This is a genomic window from Curtobacterium sp. MCBD17_013 (assembly GCF_003234565.1).
Taxonomy (GTDB): domain Bacteria; phylum Actinomycetota; class Actinomycetes; order Actinomycetales; family Microbacteriaceae; genus Curtobacterium.
Genome location: NZ_QKTU01000003.1, coordinates 136,347 through 159,180 on the forward strand (window position 1 = coordinate 136,347; position 22,834 = coordinate 159,180).

A 22,834-nucleotide genomic window follows, 5' to 3' on the forward strand; every position below is an offset into this window, starting at 1 on the left:
CGTCCGGGAACCCCTCAGACCAGGAGCTGGTGCTTCGCCAGGTCCCGGTAGAGCGGCGTCGTCTGCACGAGTTCCGAGTGGGTGCCCTGACCGACGACGCGGCCCTGCTCGAGCACGACGATGTGGTCGGAGTCGACGACGGTGGAGAGCCGGTGCGCGATCACGAGGAGCGTGCGGTCCTCGGCCACCGCGTCGATCGCGGCCCGCATCCGCTGCTCGTTGATGCCGTCGAGGCTCGACGTCGACTCGTCGAGCAGCAGGATCGGCGGTGCGGCGAGGAGCGCGCGGGCGATCGCGAGCCGCTGGCGTTCGCCGCCGGACAGCATGACGCCGTCCTCGCCGACCTGGGCGTCGAGCCCGCGTTCGTCGCGCTCGAGCACGTCGGACAGGTTGACGGCCTCGAGGACGCGCACGCACTCGGCTTCGGTCGCCTCGGGCTTGCCGAGCAGCAGGTTCGCCCGGATCGTCCCCGCGAGCACGGGGGCGTCCTGTTCGACGTACCCGATCTGGCTGCGGAGCTCGGCACGGTCGAGCCCGCGGACGTCGATCCCGCCGAGCCGGACGACGCCGTCGGTCGGGTCGTAGAAGCGCTCGATGAGGGCGAGCGTCGTGCTCTTGCCGGCACCGGAGGGCCCGACGAGCGCGACGCGCGTGCCGCGCCGTACGCCGAACGACACGTCGTGCAGGACGGTCGGGTCACTGGCCGTGCCGGTCGTGTCGCCGTCCGGCCGGGAGGCGGTGCGCGCGCCCGGCAGGCCCCGCGCGTTCGCCCCGTCGACCGCGGGGACCGCCACGGCGGCAGCGGTTCCCGGGACCGTGCCGTCCGCCTCCGTCACCGCGCGGACGGCGGCCTCGCGGTAGTGGAAGGACACGTGCTCGAAGGTGATGGCGTCGTCCGTGGCGACCGCGGGGGCCGGGAGGGCGGCGTGGTCGTCCTGGTCCTCGGTGGGCAGGTCGAGGATCTCCTGGATGCGGCCGAGGGCCCCGAGGGCTTGATTGACCGCGACCGCCGCACCGAACGCCTGACCGAGCGGCATGATCATCATGAACAGCAGCAGGATGAACGTCACGAGGGTGGCGACCTGGATGCTGCCCGCGGCGACCTGTCCTCCGCCGACGCCGATCACGACGATGAACGAGAGCTGCATGGCGATGCTCGCGACCGGGACGACGAACGCCGACATCCGCGCGATGTCCAGACCGCGGCGGTAGGCCTCCGAGGCGTGGCCGTCGATCTCCGTGACCTCGCGTTCGGTGGCACCCGCGGCTCGGATCGTGCGGACGGCGCTGATGCCGCGCTCCACCGCGGCCGTCAGGTCGCCCACCTTCTCCTGCGCGGCCTTGCTCGCGGCGCGGATCCGGCGCGACAGCACGCCGACGACGACGATCGAGACGGCGATCACGATGGCGGTGAGTCCGAGCAGGAGCGGGTCGATGATCGCCATGCCCACGACGGCGCCGATGAAGGTCAGGGCGCCCCCGATCGCTTCGACGAGTCCCTGGGTCAGGACCGCGCGGAGGAGCGTCGTGTCGCTGCCGACGCGGGACACGAGGTCACCCGTGCGGCGGACGTCGAACTCGGAGATCGGGAGGGACAGGATCCGCGCGACGAGGCGCCGCCGGCTCGACAGCACGACGCCCTCGCCCGCCCGCTGGAGCATGAAGTGCTGGAAACCGTTGATGAGCCCCGCGACGACGACCATCGCCGCGAGCGCGACGACGAGCAGGGTCAGGGTGTGCCCCGCCTCGACGGCCTGGATCACCTGGTTCACGAGCAGGGGCTGTGCGAGCGACGCAGCCGAGCCGAGCACGCTGAGCACGACGATGAACACCATCACCGGGCGGTTCTCGAACAGGTACGGGAGCAGCGAACGGAAGGTCGCGCGGGGTCCGTCCGGCTGCTTGCGGCCGCGTCGGGCCAGGGGATTGCTCATCGGTTCCTTCTCGGATGGTGCCGGGCGCATGCCCGTGACGGAGGTCGCGTCAGCAGCGGCCGTACTTCTTGTGCACGGCCTGACGGCTCACGCCGAGGAGCGTGGCGATCTCCTGCCACGAGGCTCCGGCGTTGCGTGCGCGACGGGCGGCGATCGCCTCGACCCGGTCGACCTCGCGACGGAGGTCCCGCACGGCACCGAGGGCCGTGAACGGGTCGTCGTCGCCGGCGTCGGCCGCGAGCGCGGTGATCGTGCCGCTGTCCATGGGTGTCAACCTACATTGACACTCGCAGCATGTCAACCCGCGTTGACGGAGGCGCCCGTCCGCGCCACGGCGACGGGCGCCCGTCGACCGGTGCCGGTCCTCCCGGTCGGTCGGCGAGCGCCCGTCGTGCTGGCGGTGGCCCGCGTCAGGGAGCGAGGCTCCCCGCGCTGGTGGTCCCCTCTGTCGTGCCGGCGCCGACGGTGCCGTCCGTGCGGTCGAAGTCGCTCCCGCGGGTCTCGCGGACGAAGAACAGCGCGACGAGCGTGACCACCGCCGCTCCCGTCAGGTAGAGCCCGACGAGGAAGATGTTCCCCTTGGCGCTCCACAGGGCGATCGCGACGGTCGGGGCGAGTGAGGCGCCGAGGATGCTCGCGACGTTGTAGGCGACGGCCGAGCCCGTGTACCGGACGTTCGCGGGGAACAGCTCGGGCAGGAGCGCACCCATCGGACCGAACGTCAGGCCCATGAGCGAGAGTCCGACGACGAGGAACGTCACCGTGCCGAGCGGCCCGTGCGCGGACGCGAACCAGAACTGGAACGTCAGGCCGAACAGCACGATACCGATCGTCGTCAGGATGAGCGTCGGGCGGCGCCCGAAGCGGTCCGCGAGCATGCCGGCGATCGGCGTGAAGATCCCGAAGAAGACGACGCCGATCATGAGGAGGCCGAGGAACTCGCCCCGCGGGTACCCGAGCCCGATCTTCGCACCGGCGGTCACGGTGGACGGCGCCGTGCCGTACGTCAGCGTGAACGTCGTCATGAAGTAGAACAGCACGTACGTCGCGACCATCCCGAACGTCCCGACGACGACCGCACGCCAGGACGTGCGGAACACACGGCCGAGCGGCACCTTGGCGACCGCGCCCGATTCCACGACCCCCGTGAACACCGGCGACTCGATGAGCTTGAACCGGACGTAGAGTCCGATGACCACGAGCACGGCGCTGAGGAGGAACGGGATCCGCCAGCCGAAGGACTGGAACGCGGGCGACGCCGCCTGTCCCGCCGCGGCCGGCATGAGCGCGTTGAGCACGATGAAGACGCCGTTGGCGATGAGGAACCCGATCGGCGCGCCGAGCTGGGGGAGCGACCCGAAGACGCCCCGGCGGCCCGACGGCGCGTTCTCGGTCGCCAGGAGCGCCGCCCCGCTCCACTCGCCCCCGAGGCCGACACCCTGGCAGAACCGCATGACGGCGAGGAGGACCGGCGCCCAGACACCGATCTGCGCGAACGTCGGCAGGACGCCGATGAGGAACGTCGCGCTCCCCATCACGAGGAGGGAGGCGACCAGCGTGGTCTTCCGGCCGATGCGGTCACCGAAGTGGCCGAAGATGATCGATCCGACCGGGCGTGCGAAGAACGCCAGCGCGAACGTCACGAACGACGACAGCTGCGAGGCGACCGCGCTCTCGTTCGGGAAGAACAGGCTGGGGAACACGAGGACCGCGGCGGTCGCGTAGACGTAGAAGTCGTAGAACTCGATCGACGTGCCGACGAGGCTGGCGATCACCACACGGGAGCGCGGGTTGGTGGTGGGTGCGGCGACGGACGTCGCCGGAGCGGGTGCGGACATGGTTGCGCGTCGGACTCCGAGGGGAGCACCCGGGACGGGTGCGGTGCGGACACGAACGTCGGGTCGACGACCGGTTCGCGCAGGTGGGCGCGGACACCGGTCGGATGCGTTCGTCGAGGTACCGCTCGTGACGGTCCACACAGTCTACGTGCTCGTCGTCGAACCTGCGAATCCGCCCAGAGCGTGGGATACCAACGCCGCGGCGCCGGATGGCGCTCCGCCGCCCGACCGATCAGCCGGGGAGGTCCGCCTCGAGATGCGCGGGGAGGGCGTGTCCCATCCGGTCGCGCTTCGTGTCGAGGTAGCCGGCGTTCTCGGCCGAGACACCGACCACGAGCGGCACGAGCTCGTCGACGACGATCCCGTGCTCCTCGAGCTGCCGGCGCTTCTCGGGGTTGTTCGACAGCAGCCGGATGTGGGTGATCCCGAGGTCCGTGAGGATCCCCGCGGCCCCGCCGTACTCACGCGCGTCCGCGGGCAGGCCGAGCGCGAGGTTCGCGTCGAGCGTGTCGAGCCCGTCCTCCTGCAGCCGGTAGGCGCGGAGCTTGTCGATGAGCCCGATGCCGCGGCCCTCCTGCCCCCGCAGGTAGACCACGACCCCGCCCTCGGCGGCGATGGTGTCGAGCGCGGCGTCGAGCTGCGGGCCGCACTCGCACTTGAGCGACCCGAAGGCCTCGCCGGTCAGGCACTCCGAGTGCACCCGAACGAGCGCTCCGTCGGTCGGGGCGTTCCCGGTGCGGTCGCGCGCGATGACGGCGACGTGGTCTGCCCCGGTCACGAGGTCCCGGTACGCGCGCATCTCGAACCGGCCGTGGACGGTCGGGACGGTGGTGGCGACCTCGAACCGCACGGGACTGCCCGGTGTGGGGGAGGTCAGCGCGTCGCTCATGTGGTGCTCCGGTCGATGCGGGCCCGGAACAGCAGGTCCGGGCCGAGTTCCGTGGACGATGCGATGGTCAACCGCAGGCGGTCGTCCATGCTTCCCACGCCGAGGTCGTCGAGGGCCGTCCGTGGACCGCCGAGCAGGACCGGCGCCGTGTACACCAGCAGTTCGTCGGCGAGGCCGTGCCGGATGAGGGCGCTCGCGACCGTCGGACCGCCCTCCGCGAAGACGGTGTGCACCCCGAGGGGGCGGAGGGAGCGCAGCACTGCCTCGAGGTCGTGGCCCGGAACCGCGCGGAAGCCGCGGGGATGGCGACGCAGTGCGGCGTCGTCCGGCACCGCGCGGTCACCGACCACGACGGGCAGGGGCTGCACCGGCATGAGCTCGCCCGCGTCGCCCCGCGCGGTGAGGCTCGGATCGTCGGCGAGCACGGTACCGGTACCGACGAGCAGCGCATCGTGGTCCGCACGCTGCTCGTGGACGTGCTGCCGCGCGGCCGCCCCGGTGATCCACTTGCTCGAGCCGTCCGCCGCCGCGGCTCGGCCGTCGAGGCTCATGGCCCACTTCACCGTCACCCAGGGCCGGCCGAGTCGGACCGAGAGCAGCCAGCGCTCGAGGAACGACTCGGCCTCGTCCGCGAGGAGCCCGGACACGACGTCGACGCCCGCGGCGCGGAGGCGCGCGGCACCGCCGTGCGCGTGCTCGCCCGGGTCGTCGATCGCGTACACGACGCGGGTCACCCCGGCGTCGAGCAGAGCGACCGAGCACGGTCCGGTGCGGCCGACGTGGTCGCACGGCTCGAGCGTGACCACCATCGTCGCACCACGGGCCGCGCCCGGCGGGAGCGCCGACAGTGCGTCGACCTCGGCGTGGGGCGTGCCCGCACCACGGTGGTGTCCCTCGGCGAGCACGGAGCCGTCCGGCGCCAGGACGACGGCGCCGACGCGCGCGTGGTCGCCGACGCGCGGGCCCTCGGCCGCGAGTTCGAGCGCGCGGCGCATGGCCCGCTCCTCGGCCGGGGAGACGGGTCCGGAGGGCGCGGTGCTCACCCGGTCGAGCATAGCGAGGCTCCCGGCCGCCGGCCGGGCGTCAGGCGTCGAGCGCGGCCGCGGGCCATGGCAGGTCCGAGGCCGATCGGCCGTCCGCTCGGAGCAGTCCCTTCCAGCAGGTCACGGGGGTGCCGTCACGGCCGGGGATGAGCCCGGGACCGGTCCCGGTGTAGGCGAACCCCGCCCGTCGCGCCACCGCGGCCGACGCCCGGTTGCCGACGAAGCACTCCCAGTACACGTCCTCGTGGCCCTGCTCGAACGCCCACCCGGTCACGAGCCGCACGGCCTCGGCCATGAGTCCGTGCCCGCGCGCCGAGGGCGCGAGCCAGAAGCCGATGTCGCGGTGCGCGGGCCGGAACGCCACGACGCCCTCGAGCCACGTGCTCGACGGCCGGCGGATCGCCCACGTGTACTCGCGGTCGGACGCCCAGCCCGGGCCGACCAGGGCGTCGACGAAGGCATGGGCGTCACGCGGCCCGTACGGCATCGGGATCGTCGTCCAGCGCGCGATCTCGGCGTCCTGGCATGCCTCGGTGATCGCGGGTGCGTCCGCCCGCGTCGGCATGTCGAGGCGGGCGACGGGGGACCGCAGCGTGACGGGGAGCACGTCCGGCGGGGACGGGTCAGCGGTGCCGCGGCACGAAGCCGACGCGGTCGTAGACGGTGGCGAGCGTGGTCTCGGCGATCGACTCCGCCCGGTCCGCCCCGACGGCGAGGAGACGGTCGAGCTCGGCCGGGTCGTCGAGCAGCTCGAGGGTCCGCGCGCGGACCGGCTCGAGCTCGGCCACGACGGCGTCCGCCACGGAGCCCTTGAGATCGCCGTAACCCTTGCCCACGAAGGCCTGCTCGAGCTCCGGGACCGGGGTCCGCGTGAACGCCGACAGGATCGTGAGCAGGTTGGTCACGCCCGGCTTGTGCTCGCGGTCGGCGCGGACGTCGCGCTCGGTGTCCGTGACGGCCGATCGGATCTTCTTGGCGGTGCGCTTCGGGTCGTCGAGCAACTGGATGAGACCCGCGTCGGTCGCCGCCGACTTGCTCATCTTGCTCGTCGGCGTCTGCAGGTCGTAGATCCGTGCGGTCTCGGCCAGGATGTGGGCCTCGGGCACGACGAACGTGTCGCCGAAGCGCGAGTTGAAGCGGCCCGCGAGGTCCCGCGTCAGCTCGACGTGCTGGCGCTGGTCGTCGCCGACCGGCACGATCGCGGACCCGTAGAGCAGGATGTCGGCGGCCATGAGCATCGGGTACGTGAACAGGCCGACGGACGCCGACTCGGTGCCCTGCCGTGCGGCCTTGTCCTTGAACTGGGTCATCCGGCTCGCCTCGCCGAAGCCGGTGATGGTGTTGAGCACCCAGGCGAGTTCGGCGTGCGCGGGGACGTGCGACTGCACGAACAGCGTGGACTGCTCGGGGTCGATCCCGGCCGCGATGTACTGCGCGGCCGTGCGACGGGTGTTCTCGCGCAGGGCGGCCGGGTCCTGGGGCGAGGTGATCGCGTGCATGTCGACGACGCAGTAGATGGCGTCGTACGTGGTCTGCAGGTCCCGCCACTGCATGAGCGCGCCGATGTAGTTGCCGAGGTGGAGCGATCCGGCGGACGGCTGGATGCCGGAGAACAAGCGGGTCTTCGTCATGGTGCAGGTGTCCTTGCGTGGGCGGCCGAGGGGCCGGGGAGTCGGGGGTCAGACCTCGTAGTCGACGACCACGGGGGTGTGGTCGGACCATCGCTGGTCGTACGCGGCCGCGCGGTCCACCGCGTACGCCGTGACCTTCGCCGCGAGCGCGGGCGTCGCCATCTGGTAGTCGATGCGCCAACCGGAGTCGTTGTCGAACGCCTGGCCGCGCCACGACCACCACGTGTAGGGGCCGGGGACGTCGCCGGCCTGCTCCCGTCCGACGTCGACCCATCCGAGCCCGGTGCCGGTGGTGCCGTCGACGCAGTCCACCTGCTCGCCGGCGGCGCCGAGGAAGCGGTCGAAGTAGGCGCGCTCGCGGGGCAGGAAGCCGGCCCGCTTCACGTTGCCCTTCCAGTTCTTGATGTCGCGCTCGTCGTGCCCGACGTTGAGGTCGCCGACGACGACCGCGAGCTCGTTGTGCCGCTGCAGGGCCGGGAGGCGCTGCTCCATCGCGTCGAGGAAGCGCCACTTCTCGTCCTGCTTGGGGGTGTCGGCCTCGCCGGAGTGCACGTAGGTGCTCACCACCGTGACGACCGCGTCGCCGACCTCGTAGTCGGCCTCGAGCCACCGGCCCGCCGAGTCGAAGTCGTCCGGGCCGAGCTCGACACGGTGGATCCGGGCCCGGTCGCGCGAGGCGATCGCCACGCCCGCGCGGCCCTTCGCCGTCGCGGGGTCGTGCACGACGTTCCAGTCCTCGCCGAGGAGCTCCTGGAGGTCGTCGGTGGACGCACGGACCTCTTGCAGGGCGAGCACGTCGACGTCCCGCCCCTGCAGCCAGTCGCCCATGCCCTTGCGGAACGCGGCGCGGATGCCGTTGACGTTGACGGTCGCGAGACGCAGGCGGGTCATGCGTCCAACCCTAGCGGCGGCCTCCGACGGGGCCCGTCCCGGACGCGCGCCCCTGCCGGGAGGTCCGTGGCGGCGCCACCACGGGCCTCCCGGCCGGCAGGTGGCGCGACGCGGCCCGCGCGGCCGCGGTCAGGCCGCGTCGTGGTCGGTCTGCAGGAAGGTCACGAGTGCGTCGGCGGTCGCGTCGGCGTCGTCGCCCGTGACCGTGAGCGTGACCTCGTCGCCGTTCTCGACGCCGAGCCCGAGGAGACCGAGGATGCTGCCCGCGTTGGCCGACTTGTCGCCCTTGGCGATCGTGACCTGGTGACCGGACGCCGTGACGTTCTGCACGAACAGCGAAGCGGGCCGCGCGTGCAGCCCCGATCCGCTGGCGACGGTGACGGTGCGGGTGGCTTCGGACATCGGAACTCCTGTCTCGATCGGACGCGTGGTCCGGGTGGATGCGCCCTCATGGTAGCGAGCGCGGCCGGTGTGGCCGTGGACGGTCGCGGCCGACGGGTCAGTCCCGTCCGGGCCAGAAGACCTCGGTGCCGGCGGCCTCGACCTCGCGCACGAGGTCGAGGTTGACCGCGGGGTCGGTGATGATCGTGTCGATCGCGGCGAGCGGTGCCACGCGCCCGAACTCCTCGCGGCCGAACTTCGAGTGGTCGGCGAGCAGGATGCTCCGCCGCGCGGCCTTGATGAGCGCGGTCTTCACGGCGGCCTCCGCCATGTTGTGCGTCGTCAGGCCCCGCTCGGGTGTGATGCCGTTGATGCTGAGGAAGGCGACGTCGACGCTCACCATGCCGACGAGCTGGTGGGTCCACGTGCCGACGCCCGCGAGGGAGTCGCTCCGGATGTTCCCGCCGAGGAAGTGCAGGTCGATCCCGGGCCGGTTGGCGACCGCCATCGCCACCGGCAGCGAGTGCGTCACGACGGTGAGCCCGCGGTCGGTCGGCAGCATCTCGGCGAGGCAGATGGTCGAGGTGCCCGCGTCGATGATGATCGAGCCGCCCTCGGGCAGTTCGTCGAGCGCGGCCTCGGCGATCACCATCTTCTCGGCCGTGTTGATGCCGCCGCGGTCGCCCACGCCCGCGTGGATCGTGATCCGCTCGACCGGGATCGCGCCGCCGTGCGCGCGCCGGACGAGGCCGCGCCGTTCGAGGCTCGTGAGGTCGCGGCGGATCGTCTCGGGCGTGACCGCGAGGAGTTCGGCGAGGTCCTTGACGTCGACCCGCCCCTGCGCGCGCGCCTGCTCGACGATGCGCTGGTGACGTTCTGGTGCGTACATCGGACCTCGGAGTGGGCGAAACGGGCATCGACCGACGTCCCCGGGGCCCGGTTGGCCGGGGCGGGGGGAGTCAGACGCAAACGGGCATCTGTTTCTGCATTTTTATCCCCGGATTTGTTTGTTTGTCAATCCGAATCGATGTATGGTCGTCGCAGCGCGCCGCCCGTGCGCCGTCGTCCAGCCCCACCGCACCGCCTGATCTGCGCGATGAGATGAAGGAGTCTCGAATGTCCGAACTGCCCGGAACCGGGGTGGGCCGCGGCGTCGCGCTCGGACCCGTGCTGCGCATGCCCGAGCCCCTCGGCGCTCCGTCGTCGGCACCGCTCGACGGTCCGGTCGAGGCCGCGGACGCCGCCGTGCACGAGGCCGTGGCCGCGGTCGCCGACGACCTGACGAAGCGCGGCGCGCTCGCCGGTGGCGACGCCCAGGCCGTGCTCGAGGCCCAGGCGCTCATGGCGCAGGACCCGACGCTGCTCGACGACGTCCACACCCGGATCAGCGGTGGCGCGAACGCGGAGCGCGCCGTGCACGACGCGTTCGCCGCGTTCCAGGACATCCTCGCCGCGATGGGCGGCTACATGGGGGAGCGGGCGGCCGACCTCGGCGACGTGTCCCAGCGCATCATCGCGAAGCTCCGTGGGGTGCCCGCACCGGGCGTGCCCGACTCGGACACCCCGTTCGTCCTGGTCGCGCGCGACCTCGCCCCGGCGGACACCGCCCTGCTCGACCTCGACAAGGTGCTCGCGCTCGTCACGAGCGACGGCGGCCCCACCTCGCACACCGCGATCCTCGCCCGGGCGAAGGGCATCACGGCGATCGTCGGCGTCGAGGGCGCCGCGGACCTCGTCGACGGCCAGACGGTCGTCGTCGACGCCGCCGCCGGCGTGGTCGTCACCGACCCCGATCCCGACCTCGTCACCGCGACGGAGGCCCGGATCGCCGAGCGTCTCGCCGCGGCCGACCGACCGGTCACCCCCGGCGCGCTCGCCGACGGCACGCTCGTGCCGCTCCTGGCGAACCTCGGCAACCCCGCCGATGCCGCGGGCGCCGTCGCGCTCGGTGCCGAGGGCGTCGGCCTGTTCCGCACCGAGTTCCTGTTCCTCGACTCGCCGACCGCACCGACCGTGGAGGCGCAGCGTCAGGCCTACGTGCAGCTGCTGTCCGCGTTCCCCGGCAAGAAGGTCGTCGTCCGCGCGCTCGACGCGGGGGCGGACAAGCCGCTGTCGTTCCTGACCGACCAGGACGAGGAGAACCCCGCGCTCGGTCGCCGTGGCCTCCGGGCGCTGCGACACCACGAGGCGGTCCTCCGTGACCAGCTCACCGCGCTCGTCCAGGCCGACGCCGAGACCGAGGCGGACCTCTGGGTGATGGCGCCGATGGTGGCGGACGCCGAGGAGACCGCGTACTTCGTGTCCCTGGCCCGCGAGCTCGGTGTCCGGACCGCGGGTGTCATGGCCGAGGTGCCGTCGCTCGCGCTCCTCGCCGAGCAGGTGTTCCAGCAGGCGGACTTCGTCTCCATCGGCACGAACGACCTGACGCAGTACACGCTCGCCGCGGACCGTCTGCTCGGGTCCGTCGCCTCCTACCAGGACCCGTGGCACCCCGCGGTGTTGCGCCTCGTCGCCCAGCTCGGTGCTGCCGGGCGCGACGCGGGCAAGGCCGTGGGGATCTGCGGCGAGGCCGCGGCCGACCCGCTGCTCGCCGTCGTCCTCGTCGGTCTCGGCGCCACCACGCTCTCCATGACCCCCGCCGCCCTCGCGGACGTGCGCGCCGAACTCGGCCAGCACACCCTCGAGCAGGCGCGCGAGATGGCCCGGGCCGCGCTCGCCGCCCCGTCCGCCGCGGCCGCACGTGCCGCTGCGACGTCGGCGCACGTCGCCTGACCTCCCCGTCCCGTTCCCTCCGATCCGTTCCCACGAACCCACACCAGAAAGAACGCACATGACAACGACGTCCGTCGCAGCGACCGGCGCCCCCGCACAGAAGCGGGGCGGCGGTCGGGTCGCCGTCCAGAAGTTCGGCGCCTTCCTCTCCGGCATGGTGATGCCGAACATCGCGATCTTCATCGCGTGGGGCATCATCACCGCCTTCTTCATCCAGACCGGCTGGACTCCCGTCGGCGTCCTCGGCGGCTTCGGCACCACGCACGGCGTCGCGAACGTCGGCGTGGTCGGCCCGATCCTCACCTACCTCATCCCGCTCGCGATCGCGATCCAGGGTGGCCGGATGGTCTACGACATCCGCGGTGCGGTCGTCGGCTCGATCTTCACCATGGGCGTCATCCTCGGCGCGTCGGGCACGACGATGATCCTCGGCGCGATGATCTGCGGCCCGCTCGGCGCGTACCTCATCAAGCAGGTGGACCGCATCTGGGACGGCAAGATCAAGCCGGGCTTCGAGATGCTCGTGAACAACTACGCGGCCGGCATCCTCGGCTTCGGGTTGTTCATGGTCGGCTTCTTCTGGCTGTCCTGGATCTTCCTCCGCATCGCGGACGGCCTCGGTGCCGCCGTCGAGTGGCTGGTGCACGCGCACCTGCTGCCGCTCGCGAGCGTCATCATCGAGCCGGCGAAGGTCTTCTTCCTCAACAACGCGATCAACCACGGCGTGCTCGACCAGCTCGGCGCGCAGCAGGTCCAGCAGTCCGGCAAGTCGATCCTGTTCCTCCTCGAGGCGAACCCCGGCCCCGGTCTCGGCATCCTCCTCGCCTTCACCTTCTTCGGTGTCGGCGTCGCGCGGTCGACGGCTCCCGGCGCGATCCTCATCCAGTTCTTCGGTGGCATCCACGAGATCTACTTCCCGTACGTGCTGCAGAAGCCGATCCTGTTCATCGCCGTCATCCTCGGTGGTGCGACCGGTGTCGCCACGAACGTCACGTTCGGGTCCGGTCTCGTCGCCCCGGCCTCGCCCGGTTCGATCCTCGCGGTGCTCTTCAACACCTCGCGGGACAGCTACGTCGGCGTCATCCTCTCCGTCGTCCTGTCGGCGCTCGTGTCCGGCGCCGTCGCGTCCTTCTTCCTCATCTCGACCCGCAAGCGGGACCTGGCCGCCGGTGGTGGCGACATGAGCGACGCCCTCGCCCGCATGCAGGCGAACAAGGGCCGCGACGTCAACGCGGCGACCGCGGGCATCTTCGGCTCGAACGCCCCGGCGAACGAGGAGGAGACCGAGTCGTCCTTCGGCGGCGTCGGTTCCGCGACGGGCACCGCCACCGCCACGCGCGTCCAGAACGTCGTGTTCGCCTGCGACGCCGGCATGGGCTCGAGTGCCATGGGCGCGAGTGTCCTGCGGAACAAGATCAAGAAGGCCGGTATCGAGGGCGTCACGGTCGTCAACAAGGCGATCGCGAACCTCTCGGGTGACGAGGACCTCATCATCACCCAGGAGGAGCTCACCGACCGGGCGAAGCAGAAGAACCCGAACGCGCAGCACGTGTCGGTCGGTAACTTCATGAACGCGCCCCAGTACGACCAGGTCGTCGACCAGCTGAAGCAGCAGTAACCGCACCACACGGCACCACACCCACGGGGCGGGGGAACGCGGACGACGCGTTCCCCCGCCCCACAGCCACGAACAAGGAGAACCACCGATGCCCGTCCTGCAGGAGAGCCAGATCCGGATCCACACCGAGGACACCGCTCCGACCAAGACGGAGGCGATGAAGGAGGCGGCCGACATCCTCGAGGCCGCCGGTGCGGTCACGGGGGACTACTACCCCGCCATGCTCGAGCGCGAGAAGAGCGTGTCCACCTACATGGGCAACTTCCTGGCGATCCCGCACGGCACGAACGAGGCGAAGGACGCCATCAAGACGTCCGCGCTGTCGTTCATCCGCTACGCGTCGCCCATCGACTGGGACGGCAACGAGGTGCGATTCGTCGTCGGCATCGCCGGCGTCAACAACGAGCACCTCGACATCCTGTCGAAGATCGCGATCGTGTTCTCGGACGAGGACCAGGTGCAGGCGCTCACCGAGGCACCCGACGCCGGGGCGATCATGGCGATCCTCGGCGAGGTGAACGAGTGAGCGTCGCCCTCCACTTCGGTGCCGGCAACATCGGGCGCGGCTTCGTCGGGCTCCTGCTCCACGAGGCCGGGTACGAGGTCGTCTTCGCCGACGTCGCCGCGCCGCTCATCGACGCGCTCGCGGCCGCCGACTCGTACACGGTGCACGAGGTCGGCGCCGGTGCGCAGGACCACGTCGTGACGGGCTTCCGCGCGGTGAACAGCGCTCAGGACGAGGCCGGCGTGGTCGCCGAGGTGGCCGCGGCCGACGTCGTCACCTGCGCCGTCGGGCCCACCGTGCTCCGGTTCATCGCCCCGGTCATCGCGCGCGGCCTCGTCGAGCGCGACCCGGAGGCAGCGCCGCTCGCCGTGATGGCGTGCGAGAACGCGATCAACGCGACCGACCGCCTCCGCGAGTTCATCGTCGACGCACTGCCCGAGGGCGAGCGGGACGCGGCGCTCGCCAAGGCGGTGTTCGCGAACACCGCCGTCGACCGCATCGTCCCGGCACAGCCGGCCGACGCGGGCCTCGACGTCACCGTCGAGACCTACTTCGAGTGGGCGATCGACCGCACGCCGTTCGCCGGCACGGAGCCCACGATCCCCGGAGCGCACTACGTCGACGGGCTCGCCGCGTCGATCGAGCGGAAGCTCTTCACCGTCAACACCGGGCACGCGACCGTGGCCTACCACGGGTACCTCGCCGGTGCGGACAAGATCTCGGACGCGATCGCGATCCCCGCGGTCCGGTCGGCCCTCGAGTCCGTGCTCGGCGAGACGAGCGACCTGCTCGTCCGTCGGCACGAGCTCGACCCCGAGGTGCACCGCGCCTACGTGACGGCCATCATCGCCCGCTTCGAGAACCCGCACCTGCCCGACACGGTGACGCGGGTCGGGCGGCAGCCGCTCCGCAAGCTCTCGCGCGACGAGCGCTTCGTGTCGCCCGGGGCTGCCCTCGCCGAGGAGGGCGTCGAGCCGACCGCGCTGCTCGACGCCATGGGCGCCGCGCTCCGCTTCGACGTCCCGGACGACGAGCAGAGTGTCGAACTCCAGGCCCTGCTCCGATCGGATGCCTCGGACACGGACGCCGCGCAGCAGATCACCGGTCTGGAGGCCGGACACCCGTTCCTCGCACCGTTCACCGACCGCGTGGCCGCGGTCCGCGCCTGACGCGGAGCCGTATCCCGCACCGACGCAGGCCCGCACCGAGCCAGCTCGACGGCCGCCGTCCCTCCCGGGCCGGCGGCCGTCGTGTCGTCTGCGCCCAGCGCGCCGTGGCGGTCGCCGACCGCCCCGCTTCCAGGCCGGCTCCGGGGTGCCGTGCAGCCGTCGGGCGTTGGATGGCGCGGACGGTGCCGACGGACGACACCGGACGGGAGTGGACCGGGATGGCCAAGCGGTGGATCGCGCCGGAGTTCGGCGGCGTCGAGGTGTTCGAGTTCGTGGAGACGACCGTGCCGGAGCCCCGCGCGGGTGAGGTGACGATCAGCGTCCGGGCTGCCGGCGTCAACCCCGCCGACTACAAGCACACCCAGGGCGGTCCGAACGCCGACCGCTCCCAGTTGCCGATGGGGATCGGGTACGAGGTCGCGGGCGTCATCAGCGCCATCGGACCGGGGACGACGATCGCGTCCGGCGGTGGGAGCACCGGCGACCGCGTCATCGCGTTCCGGGTCGACGGCGGCTACGCGACGGACATCACCGTCCCGGCGCACGATGTGTTCGCGGCGCCGGACACCCTCGACGATGCCGCGGCGGCGAACCTGTTCCTCGCCGGGACGACGGCGGCCGACGTGCTGCGGGTCGTCCACCCGGGCGAGGGCGACACGGTGCTCGTGCACGGTGCGTCCGGAGCGGTCGGGGTCAGCGTGCTCCAGCAGGCGCGACAGCGGGGCGTCCGCCTGATCGGCACCGCGTCGGAGGCGAACGCCGAGACGGTACGGCGGTTCGGCGGCGAGCCCGTGGCGTACGGCGAGGGGTTGGCCGACCGGGTGCGCGCGCTCGCACCGGAGGGTGTCGCGGCGGCCATCGACTGTGTCGGCACCGACGAGGCGGTCGACGTGTCGCTCGAGCTCGTGGCCGACCGCGACCGCATCGTGACCATCGCGGCGCACGGTCGTGCCCAGCAGGACGGCTTCCGGGCCGTGGGCGGTGCGCAGCCCGAGAGTGCCGCCTTCCGGGACTCGGTGCGGCAGCAGCTCGTGGACATGGCGGCGTCGGGGGAGCTCGTCGTGCCGGTCGCCCGGACATGGCCGCTCGCCGACGCCGTCGAGGCGCTGCGGTTCCTGCAGGAAGGCCACCCGGGCGGCAAGCTCGCACTCGTCCCCTGAGCAGGTCGCCTCGGTGCGGTCGGCGGGGCGGTCGCGGTCAGACGACCCGGAGTCGGACGAGCGAACCATCGACCACGAGGTCGCGCACCGTCACCCCGGGATCGGCGATCGCGAACCGCAACGCACCGCCGGGCTGGTCGAACCAGGGCTGCACGAGCCGGACGTTCACGAGGAACGGCCGGTCCGTCACGTAGCGGTGCACGTCCGGGCGCTGCATCGCGTGCGGCGGCAGTGACCGAGCGGGGAGCGGTGTGTCCAGGGGGTGCAGCAGGTAACCGTCGGGACCGCCGACGCGGTCGACGGGGATCCCGGCTGGGATCTGGATCGTCAGGCCCGCGTTGCCCGCGCCGTGCGCCTGCGCGGCGAGCTGCGGGTACGTGGCGCCCGCACGATCGCGGAGGGCGTCGAGTTCGGACTGCCGGACGTCGCGGGCCGGCGGGAACGGACGGTTGAGGAACCGCCGGAGCATCTCGACCGCGTCGTCCTCACTGCGGGCCACGGCCAATCGGCGGGGGTTGCCGTAGTCGACGACCTCGAGGGCCCAGTCCTGCCCGTGCGCCGACGCGGCGTCGACCGGCACGATCCGCAGGGCTCCCTCGACCGGCTCGTCGAGCGGGTGCTCCCCGGGGAGCACCACGTACCGGTCGGTGTAGCCGAGCTGATCGAGCGTGGGGCGGACGTCCGCGAAGGTCATGGTCGGAGCCTACCGAGCGGTCCTAGGCGCGGCCTCGGACGAGTGCCTGCTTGACCTCTGCGATCGCCTTGGTGACCTGGATGCCCCGCGGGCAGGCGTCGGTGCAGTTGAAGGTCGTGCGGCAGCGCCACACGCCCTCCTTGTCGTTGAGGATGTCGAGACGGACCTTCGCCTCGTCGTCGCGGGAGTCGAAGATGAACCGGTGCGCGTTGACGATCGCGGCCGGACCGAAGTACTGCCCGTCGGTCCAGAACACCGGGCACGAGGACGTGCACGCCGCGCACAGGATGCACTTCGTCGTGTCGTCGAAGCGCTCACGCTCGGCGACGGACTGCACGCGCTCCTTGCCCTTCTGCGGGGCGGACTTCGACTGCAGGAACGGCTGGACCTCGCGGTAGGAGGCGAAGAACGGCTCCATGTCGACGACGAGGTCCTTCTCGAGCGGCAGGCCCTTGATCGCCTCGACGTAGATCGGCTTCGACACGTCGAGGTCCTTGATCAGCGTCTTGCAGGCGAGCCGGTTCCGGCCGTTGATGCGCATGGCGTCCGAGCCGCAGACACCGTGTGCACACGACCGGCGGAAGGTCAGCGAACCGTCCTGCTCCCACTTCACCTGATGCAGGGCGTCGAGGATCCGGTCCGTCGGCAGCATCATCACGCCGAACTCCTGCCAGTGCGGCTCGGTGTCGACGTCCGGGTCGAACCGGCGGACCATGAGGGTCACCGGGAACGAGCCGGGAGGCGCGGTGCGGTCCTCGGTGCGGCTCGCGGGGGCGTCGCTGACCAGCGTGTCGGTCATCTCAGTACTTCCTCTCCATCGGCTGGTACCGGGTGATGACCACGGGCTTCCAGTCGAGTGTGATGTGGTCGTCGGCGAGCGAGGAGTGCGGATCGCCCGTCAGGTACGCCATGGTGTGCTGCATGTAGTTCTCGTCGTCGCGCTTCGGGTAGTCGTCGCGCATGTGGCCGCCACGGGACTCCTTGCGGTTCCGGGCGGAGAACACGACGACCTCGGCGAGGTCGAGCAGGAACCCGAGCTCGACGGCCTCGAGCAGGTCGGTGTTGAACCGCTTGCCCTTGTCCTGGACGGAGACCTGCAGGTACCGCTCGCGCAGCTCGTGGATGGTCGCCGTCACCTTGGCGAGCGACTCGTCCGTGCGGAACACCTGGGCGTTCTTGTCCATCTCGTCCTGCAACTCCTTGCGGAGGCTCGCCACGCGCTCGGTGCCCGTGGAGGCCCGCAGCTGCTCGAGCATGCGGCGCACGTTGCCCGCCGGGTCCTCGGGGAGCGGGACGAACTCCGCGGTCTGCACGTACGCCGCCGCGTTGTTGCCGCTCCGCTTGCCGAACACGTTGATGTCGAGCAACGAGTTCGTGCCGAGCCGGTTCGACCCGTGCACGGACACGCAGGCACACTCGCCGGCGGCGTAGAGGCCCGGCACCACGGTGTCGTTGTCCCGCAGGACCTCGGCGTTCGTGTTCGTCGGGATGCCCCCCATGGCGTAGTGCGCGGTCGGCATCACCGGCACGGGCTCCGTCACCGGGTCGACACCGAGGTACGTGCGCGCGAACTCGGTGATGTCCGGGAGCTTGGTCTCGAGGACCTCGGCCCCCAGGTGCGTGCAGTCGAGCAGGACGTAGTCCTTGTTCGGGCCGGCTCCGCGGCCCTCCGCGACCTCTTGCACCATGCACCTTGCGACGATGTCGCGGGGCGCGAGGTCCTTGATGGTCGGTGCGTAGCGCTCCATGAAACGCTCGCCGGAGGCGTTGCGGAGGATCGCGCCCTCACCGCGGGCGCCCTCCGTGAGCAGGATGCCGAGGCCCGCCAGGCCCGTCGGGTGGAACTGGAAGAACTCCATGTCCTCGAGCGGCAGGCCGGAACGCCACACGATGCCGACACCGTCGCCGGTGAGGGTGTGGGCGTTCGAGGTCGTCTTGTAGATCTTGCCGAACCCGCCGGTCGCGAAGATCAACGCCTTGGCGTGGAACACGTGGAGCTCGCCCGTCGCGAGCTCGAACGCGACGACGCCGACCGGCTGCTCGCGGGTGACGCCGTCATCGCCCGTGACCTCGGCCATGACGAGGTCGAGGGCGTAGAACTCGTTGAAGAAGTTGACGCCCAGCTTGACGCAGTTCTGGAACAGCGTCTGCAGGATCATGTGGCCCGTGCGGTCCGCCGCGTAGCAGGCGCGGCGCACCGGCGCCTTGCCGTGGTCGCGCGTGTGGCCGCCGAACCGACGCTGGTCGATCTTGCCCTCGGGCGTCCGGTTGAAGGGCAGCCCCATGTTCTCGAGGTCGATGACCGCGTCGATGGCCTCCTTCGCCAGGATCTCGGCGGCGTCCTGGTCGACCAGGTAGTCACCGCCCTTGATCGTGTCGAACGTGTGCCACTCCCAGGAGTCCTCTTCCACGTTGGCGAGCGCCGCTGCCATGCCGCCCTGCGCCGCGCCCGTGTGGGATCGCGTCGGGTACAGCTTCGAGATCACGGCCGTGTTCGCCTGCGGGCCGGCCTCGATCGCCGCTCGCATGCCGGCGCCTCCCGCGCCGATGATGACGATGTCGAACTGGTGGTGGTGGACCCCGTCGACGACGGAGCTCGTGGGTGCAGCGGTGGTGTCGGTCACGGACTTCTCTCGAGTGTGGTCAGGAGGGCGGAGCTCAGTGCGCGGGGCAGAACGACGGCAGGTCGGCGGCCGCGGCACCCGCGGGGCACGGGTCGAACGTCCAGCAGACGAGCGTGCCGAGCGCGATCAGCACGACGCACGCGACGAGCACGGCGCCGAGCAGGGTGCGCCGCACGGCCGGTCGCCCGACGTAGTCGTTGATGATCGTGCGCATGCCGTTCGAGCCGTGGATGAGCGCGAGCCACAGCATGAGCGTGTCCCACACCTGCCAGAGCGGACTCGCCCACTTGCCGGCGACGAAGGCGAAGTCGATCTGCTTGACGCCACCCCCGGCGACCATGTTGATGAACAGGTGCCCGAAGATGAGCACGACGAGGACGATCCCCGACGCGCGCATGTAGATCCAGCCCCATTTCTCCCAGTTGGTGGTGCGGCGGGCGGCCGGGGCGGAACGCGGGGCCTCGACGGTCTCGGTGGTCATCGGATCTCCTCCGCTCAGTGCAGGTCGGCCACGAGGTTCATGATCTGGGTCGGCAGGAAGCCCGCGATCAGCACCACCCAGATCCCGACCACGATCCAGAACATGAGCCGCTGGTACTGCGGTCCCTTGCTCCAGAAGTCGACCGCGACGATGCGCAGGCCGTTGATCGCGTGGAAGACGATCGCCATCACGAGGCCGGTCTCGCCGAGGTTCATGATCGGCGTCTTGTACGTGCCGATGACGGCGTCGTACGCGGCGGGCGAGAGTCGGACGAGGGCCGTGTCCAGGATGTGCACGAGCAGGAAGAAGTAGATCGCGACGCCCGTGATGCGGTGCAGCACCCACGACCACATGCCGGCGCCGCCGCGGTAGAGCGTGCCCGACGGGGCCCGCGGTGGTCGCGGTGTCGGTGCCGACGTGGGACCGACCGGCGCCGCGACTGCCGTCGCGCCACCGGGTTCGTCGTGCACAGCGGTCTGCTCGGCCATGAGCGCGCCCTCCCGTGGGATGCTCGGCCGCCGATCGGCGGCCGTTGCCGTTCGTGTTCGTGTGGAACACGGACCATCCTACGGCCGGGCACCGACCTCCTCGTGCCATGCCGTCCGGGGGTGACCACGTGAACGGGCCGTGGCGATCCGGGGACGGGGGCCGCGCCTCCCGGACCGGCGGCCGGTGCCCCTGCCGCTCGTGCCGCCCCCGCCGATATGGTGACCGGATGACCGACGACCTCGAGCGCTTCTACGCCATCATCCCCGCCGGTGGCATCGGCTCCCGACTCTGGCCGTTGTCCCGGGCGGACGCGCCGAAGTTCCTCCACGACCTGACCGGCACGGGCGCGTCCCTGCTCCGGTCGACCTGGGACCGCCTCGCCCCGCTGAGCGGTGACCAACGCATCATGGTCGTCACCGGCCGTGCGCACCGCGCCGCCGTCGAACGCCAGCTCCCCGGTCTCGCCGACCACAACGTCGTGCTCGAGAGCGAACCGAAGGACTCGACCGCCGCGATCGGCCTCGCCGCCGCGATCCTGCGCCGCCGCGAGCCCGACGTCGTCATCGGCTCGTTCGCGGCCGACCACGTGATCGGTGACGTCCGCGGGTTCCGCCGATCCGTCCGGGAGGCCGTGGTCGCGGCCGAGGCCGGGTACATCACGACGATCGGCATCACCCCGACCGAGCCGGCGATCGGCTTCGGCTACATCCACGCGGGGGAGCGGATCCACGTCGACTCGGCGAAGGACGTCCACGCCGTCCAGTCGTTCGTCGAGAAGCCCGACCTCGAGACGGCGACCGCGTACGTCGCAGACGGCTCCTACATGTGGAACGCGGGGATGTTCATCGCCCGGGCGGACCGACTGCTCGAGGAGATCGGGCGGAGCGAACCGGAACTCCTCGCCGGGATCGAGGAGCTCGCCGCCGCGTGGGACACGTCCTCGCGCGGGGCCGTCGTCGACCAGGTGTGGCCGCGACTCAAGAAGATCGCGATCGACTACACCGTCGCCGAGCCCGCCGCGGCGGCCGGGCGCATGGCGGTCGTGCCCGGGGACTTCGACTGGGACGACGTCGGCGACTTCGCCTCGCTCGCCAAGCTGCAGTCCGGCGGCCGACCGCACAACCTCGCCGTCCTCGGGGACAACGCCCGCATCCTCGCGGACTCGTCGAGCGGCATCGTGGTCAGCCACAGCGACCGGCTCATCTCGCTCATCGGCGTCGACGACATCGTGGTCGTGGACACCCCGGACGCGCTGCTCGTCACGACGAGCGCCAACGCGCAGCGGGTCAAGGGCGTCGTCGACGCGCTCAAGATCAGCGGCCGCGACGACGTGCTGTAGCCACGCCGCGTCGGAGTCCGCGCTGGTACCCCGGTGCCCGCGTCCGGGGTACCAGCGTTACGAGCGCGTTACAGGTTCGTCGCGATCGGGCAACGGTGCCCAGCCCCCGGCCGGAGCGGTCCTGCACCGGCCGGACCGTCGTGTACTGTCCTTCCGATCGCCCGGTGTGCAGAGCCGGGCTGCACCCCTGTGGAGGACACCCCGTGACATTCAGCACCCGTAAGCTCGCGCTCGGCGGCCTGGCCCTGCTGGGCACCGTGACGATGCTCGCCGGCTGTTCGGCCGCCCCGTCGTCGTCCAGTGCGTCGGGCTCGAAGTCGGACTTCCTGCCGTGCATGGTCTCGGACAACGGCGGCTTCGACGACCACTCGTTCAACCAGCTCGGCTACGACGGCCTGCAGGACGCGGCAAAGTCGCTCGGCGTCACCCCGAAGACGGTGCAGTCGACCGACTCGAACGACTACAACCCGAACATCCGCACCCTCCTCAGCCAGAAGTGCAGCCTGATCGTGACGGTCGGCTTCAACCTCGAGGCCGCGACGAAGTCGAACGCCGCGTCGAACGCCAAGACGAACTTCGCGATCATCGACGACACCCTGCAGTCGAAGAACATCAAGCCGATCACGTTCGACACCTCGCAGGCGGCGTTCCTCGGCGGGTACGCGGCGGCCAGCTACTCGAAGACCGGCGTGGTCGGCACCTTCGGCGGCCAGAAGCTCCCGACCGTGACCATCTACATGGACGGCTTCTACGACGGCGTCCAGTACTACAACCAGCAGCACGGCAAGGACGTCAAGGTCGTCGGCTGGAACGAGAAGACGCAGCAGGGTTCGTTCACGGGTGGCTTCTCGGCCGGAACGCAGGCCAAGTCGGTGGCGCAGTCGCTCCTCGACCAGAACGCCGACGTGATCTTCCCCGTCGGTGGCCCGATCTACCAGTCCGCGGCCGAGGCGATCAACGACGCCAAGAACGGCAGCGTCCTCATCGGCGCCGACAGCGACCTCTACACCGCGGACCCGCGCTACAAGAGCATCGCCCTGACGAGCGTCCTCAAGGGCATCCGACAGGCCACGACCTCGGTCGTCGAGACCGCGGGCAAGGGCAAGTACTCGAACGCCCCGTACGTCGGCACGCTGAAGAACGACGGCGTCGGGCTCGCCCCGTTCCACGACTACTCGTCCAAGGTCGACTCCTCGCTCGCCGGCGAGCTGAAGACGATCAAGGCCGGGATCATCAGCGGCAAGATCAAGGTCGCGACCCAGTCGAACGTCAAGTAACACCCCGTCGCGGGCGGGCGGCTCCGGCCGTCCGCCCGCGTTCGTGCGCCCACCACGGGACCACCGCGGCGGCGCCGCCCTCCACCAGCGGACCCGCGC

Annotated in this window: 21 protein-coding genes and 1 pseudogene; 7 read left to right on the top strand and 15 right to left on the bottom strand. The window is 71.2% G+C overall.

From position 1 onward, the window contains the following. Nucleotides 1-14: 14 nt before the first annotated feature. The 10 genes and pseudogenes from DEI81_RS05390 to DEI81_RS05435 form a co-directional block, all read right to left on the bottom strand. The gene (locus tag DEI81_RS05390) at nucleotides 15-1,934 is read right to left on the bottom strand and encodes an ABC transporter ATP-binding protein (RefSeq protein WP_111009490.1); all 1,920 of its coding nucleotides are present in this window, start codon (nucleotides 1,932-1,934) and stop codon (nucleotides 15-17) included. A 49-nt stretch (nucleotides 1,935-1,983) separates the two neighbouring features. Then, nucleotides 1,984-2,199: a helix-turn-helix domain-containing protein gene (locus DEI81_RS05395; protein ID WP_111009491.1), complete on the bottom strand. Its 216-nt coding sequence runs from the start codon at nucleotides 2,197-2,199 to the stop codon at nucleotides 1,984-1,986. Between the two features lie 145 nt (nucleotides 2,200-2,344). Further along, nucleotides 2,345-3,772 (bottom strand): MFS transporter, encoded by a 1,428-nt coding sequence (locus DEI81_RS05400; RefSeq protein ID WP_111009492.1) that lies wholly within the window; start codon nucleotides 3,770-3,772, stop codon nucleotides 2,345-2,347. A 232-nt stretch (nucleotides 3,773-4,004) separates the two neighbouring features. Then, nucleotides 4,005-4,628: pseudogene (gene ribA, locus DEI81_RS05405) on the bottom strand (GTP cyclohydrolase II); the annotation flags it as partial. A 29-nt stretch (nucleotides 4,629-4,657) separates the two neighbouring features. After that, the gene (gene ribD, locus DEI81_RS05410; RefSeq protein WP_111009624.1) at nucleotides 4,658-5,656 is read right to left on the bottom strand and encodes a bifunctional diaminohydroxyphosphoribosylaminopyrimidine deaminase/5-amino-6-(5-phosphoribosylamino)uracil reductase RibD; all 999 of its coding nucleotides are present in this window, start codon (nucleotides 5,654-5,656) and stop codon (nucleotides 4,658-4,660) included. Between the two features lie 88 nt (nucleotides 5,657-5,744). After that, on the bottom strand, nucleotides 5,745-6,311 hold the full coding sequence (locus tag DEI81_RS05415; protein WP_111009494.1) for a GNAT family N-acetyltransferase: 567 nt from the start codon (nucleotides 6,309-6,311) through the stop codon (nucleotides 5,745-5,747). Between the two features lie 16 nt (nucleotides 6,312-6,327). Then, nucleotides 6,328-7,335, bottom strand: coding sequence for a tryptophan--tRNA ligase (trpS, locus tag DEI81_RS05420; protein ID WP_111009495.1), 1,008 nt, complete (start codon nucleotides 7,333-7,335; stop codon nucleotides 6,328-6,330). 48 nt (nucleotides 7,336-7,383) lie between these two features. Continuing rightward, nucleotides 7,384-8,226: an exodeoxyribonuclease III gene (locus DEI81_RS05425; RefSeq protein WP_111009496.1), complete on the bottom strand. Its 843-nt coding sequence runs from the start codon at nucleotides 8,224-8,226 to the stop codon at nucleotides 7,384-7,386. A 129-nt stretch (nucleotides 8,227-8,355) separates the two neighbouring features. Further along, nucleotides 8,356-8,628 (bottom strand): HPr family phosphocarrier protein, encoded by a 273-nt coding sequence (locus DEI81_RS05430; RefSeq protein WP_111009497.1) that lies wholly within the window; start codon nucleotides 8,626-8,628, stop codon nucleotides 8,356-8,358. A 97-nt stretch (nucleotides 8,629-8,725) separates the two neighbouring features. Further along, the gene (locus tag DEI81_RS05435; protein ID WP_111009498.1) at nucleotides 8,726-9,496 is read right to left on the bottom strand and encodes a DeoR/GlpR family DNA-binding transcription regulator; all 771 of its coding nucleotides are present in this window, start codon (nucleotides 9,494-9,496) and stop codon (nucleotides 8,726-8,728) included. Nucleotides 9,497-9,723: 227 nt separating this feature from the next. Between DEI81_RS05435 and ptsP the strand changes: the two genes are divergently transcribed. From ptsP to DEI81_RS05460, 5 genes are all read left to right on the top strand, one after another. Next, nucleotides 9,724-11,379, top strand: coding sequence for a phosphoenolpyruvate--protein phosphotransferase (ptsP, locus tag DEI81_RS05440; RefSeq protein WP_111009499.1), 1,656 nt, complete (start codon nucleotides 9,724-9,726; stop codon nucleotides 11,377-11,379). 58 nt (nucleotides 11,380-11,437) lie between these two features. Further along, the gene (locus DEI81_RS05445; RefSeq protein WP_181435330.1) at nucleotides 11,438-12,997 is read left to right on the top strand and encodes a PTS mannitol transporter subunit IICB; all 1,560 of its coding nucleotides are present in this window, start codon (nucleotides 11,438-11,440) and stop codon (nucleotides 12,995-12,997) included. Nucleotides 12,998-13,085: 88 nt separating this feature from the next. Then, nucleotides 13,086-13,523: a PTS sugar transporter subunit IIA gene (locus tag DEI81_RS05450; protein ID WP_111009500.1), complete on the top strand. Its 438-nt coding sequence runs from the start codon at nucleotides 13,086-13,088 to the stop codon at nucleotides 13,521-13,523. Then, the gene (locus DEI81_RS05455; RefSeq protein WP_111009501.1) at nucleotides 13,520-14,671 is read left to right on the top strand and encodes a mannitol-1-phosphate 5-dehydrogenase; all 1,152 of its coding nucleotides are present in this window, start codon (nucleotides 13,520-13,522) and stop codon (nucleotides 14,669-14,671) included. Before DEI81_RS05450 ends, DEI81_RS05455 begins: the two co-directional genes overlap by 4 nt. Before the next feature lie 218 nt (nucleotides 14,672-14,889). Next, the gene (locus DEI81_RS05460; protein WP_111009626.1) at nucleotides 14,890-15,831 is read left to right on the top strand and encodes an NADP-dependent oxidoreductase; all 942 of its coding nucleotides are present in this window, start codon (nucleotides 14,890-14,892) and stop codon (nucleotides 15,829-15,831) included. Between the two features lie 37 nt (nucleotides 15,832-15,868). Here the strand turns inward: DEI81_RS05460 and DEI81_RS05465 are convergent, their stop codons facing one another. The 5 genes from DEI81_RS05465 to sdhC are packed head-to-tail and all read right to left on the bottom strand — an operon-like array spanning nucleotide 15,869 to nucleotide 20,118. Next, nucleotides 15,869-16,525: a TNT domain-containing protein gene (locus DEI81_RS05465; protein ID WP_111009502.1), complete on the bottom strand. Its 657-nt coding sequence runs from the start codon at nucleotides 16,523-16,525 to the stop codon at nucleotides 15,869-15,871. A gap of 22 nt (nucleotides 16,526-16,547) precedes the next feature. Then, nucleotides 16,548-17,324: a succinate dehydrogenase iron-sulfur subunit gene (locus DEI81_RS05470; protein WP_111009503.1), complete on the bottom strand. Its 777-nt coding sequence runs from the start codon at nucleotides 17,322-17,324 to the stop codon at nucleotides 16,548-16,550. 1 nt (nucleotide 17,325) lies between these two features. Continuing rightward, entirely contained in the window at nucleotides 17,326-19,149 is a 1,824-nt protein-coding gene (gene sdhA / locus DEI81_RS05475; protein ID WP_111009504.1) for a succinate dehydrogenase flavoprotein subunit, read from the bottom strand. A 34-nt stretch (nucleotides 19,150-19,183) separates the two neighbouring features. After that, nucleotides 19,184-19,630, bottom strand: a complete 447-nt coding sequence (sdhD, locus tag DEI81_RS05480) for a succinate dehydrogenase, hydrophobic membrane anchor protein (RefSeq protein ID WP_111009505.1) — start codon at nucleotides 19,628-19,630, stop codon at nucleotides 19,184-19,186. Between the two features lie 14 nt (nucleotides 19,631-19,644). After that, the gene (gene sdhC / locus DEI81_RS05485; RefSeq protein WP_111009506.1) at nucleotides 19,645-20,118 is read right to left on the bottom strand and encodes a succinate dehydrogenase, cytochrome b556 subunit; all 474 of its coding nucleotides are present in this window, start codon (nucleotides 20,116-20,118) and stop codon (nucleotides 19,645-19,647) included. A 227-nt stretch (nucleotides 20,119-20,345) separates the two neighbouring features. Here sdhC and DEI81_RS05490 point away from each other — a divergent pair, with 227 nt between their 5' ends. Beyond that, nucleotides 20,346-21,458, top strand: coding sequence for a mannose-1-phosphate guanylyltransferase (locus DEI81_RS05490; RefSeq protein ID WP_111009507.1), 1,113 nt, complete (start codon nucleotides 20,346-20,348; stop codon nucleotides 21,456-21,458). Nucleotides 21,459-21,661: 203 nt separating this feature from the next. Then, nucleotides 21,662-22,735: a BMP family protein gene (locus DEI81_RS05495; protein ID WP_111009508.1), complete on the top strand. Its 1,074-nt coding sequence runs from the start codon at nucleotides 21,662-21,664 to the stop codon at nucleotides 22,733-22,735. Nucleotides 22,736-22,834: the final 99 nt, after the last annotated feature.

What these genes read in the sequence shown, in the direction of transcription:
- DEI81_RS05390 (WP_111009490.1), bottom strand. Translation starts at nt 1,934, where the DNA reads ATGAGCAATCCCCTGGCCCGACGCGGCCGCAAGCAGCCGGACGGACCC.
- DEI81_RS05395 (WP_111009491.1), bottom strand. Translation starts at nt 2,199, where the DNA reads ATGGACAGCGGCACGATCACCGCGCTCGCGGCCGACGCCGGCGACGAC.
- DEI81_RS05400 (WP_111009492.1), bottom strand. Translation starts at nt 3,772, where the DNA reads ATGTCCGCACCCGCTCCGGCGACGTCCGTCGCCGCACCCACCACCAAC.
- ribD (WP_111009624.1), bottom strand. Translation starts at nt 5,656, where the DNA reads ATGCGCCGCGCGCTCGAACTCGCGGCCGAGGGCCCGCGCGTCGGCGAC.
- trpS (WP_111009495.1), bottom strand. Translation starts at nt 7,335, where the DNA reads ATGACGAAGACCCGCTTGTTCTCCGGCATCCAGCCGTCCGCCGGATCG.
- DEI81_RS05425 (WP_111009496.1), bottom strand. Translation starts at nt 8,226, where the DNA reads ATGACCCGCCTGCGTCTCGCGACCGTCAACGTCAACGGCATCCGCGCC.
- DEI81_RS05430 (WP_111009497.1), bottom strand. Translation starts at nt 8,628, where the DNA reads ATGTCCGAAGCCACCCGCACCGTCACCGTCGCCAGCGGATCGGGGCTG.
- DEI81_RS05435 (WP_111009498.1), bottom strand. Translation starts at nt 9,496, where the DNA reads ATGTACGCACCAGAACGTCACCAGCGCATCGTCGAGCAGGCGCGCGCG.
- ptsP (WP_111009499.1), top strand. Translation starts at nt 9,724, where the DNA reads ATGTCCGAACTGCCCGGAACCGGGGTGGGCCGCGGCGTCGCGCTCGGA.
- DEI81_RS05445 (WP_181435330.1), top strand. Translation starts at nt 11,438, where the DNA reads ATGACAACGACGTCCGTCGCAGCGACCGGCGCCCCCGCACAGAAGCGG.
- DEI81_RS05450 (WP_111009500.1), top strand. Translation starts at nt 13,086, where the DNA reads ATGCCCGTCCTGCAGGAGAGCCAGATCCGGATCCACACCGAGGACACC.
- DEI81_RS05460 (WP_111009626.1), top strand. Translation starts at nt 14,890, where the DNA reads ATGGCCAAGCGGTGGATCGCGCCGGAGTTCGGCGGCGTCGAGGTGTTC.
- DEI81_RS05465 (WP_111009502.1), bottom strand. Translation starts at nt 16,525, where the DNA reads ATGACCTTCGCGGACGTCCGCCCCACGCTCGATCAGCTCGGCTACACC.
- DEI81_RS05470 (WP_111009503.1), bottom strand. Translation starts at nt 17,324, where the DNA reads ATGACCGACACGCTGGTCAGCGACGCCCCCGCGAGCCGCACCGAGGAC.
- sdhD (WP_111009505.1), bottom strand. Translation starts at nt 19,630, where the DNA reads ATGACCACCGAGACCGTCGAGGCCCCGCGTTCCGCCCCGGCCGCCCGC.
- sdhC (WP_111009506.1), bottom strand. Translation starts at nt 20,118, where the DNA reads ATGGCCGAGCAGACCGCTGTGCACGACGAACCCGGTGGCGCGACGGCA.
- DEI81_RS05490 (WP_111009507.1), top strand. Translation starts at nt 20,346, where the DNA reads ATGACCGACGACCTCGAGCGCTTCTACGCCATCATCCCCGCCGGTGGC.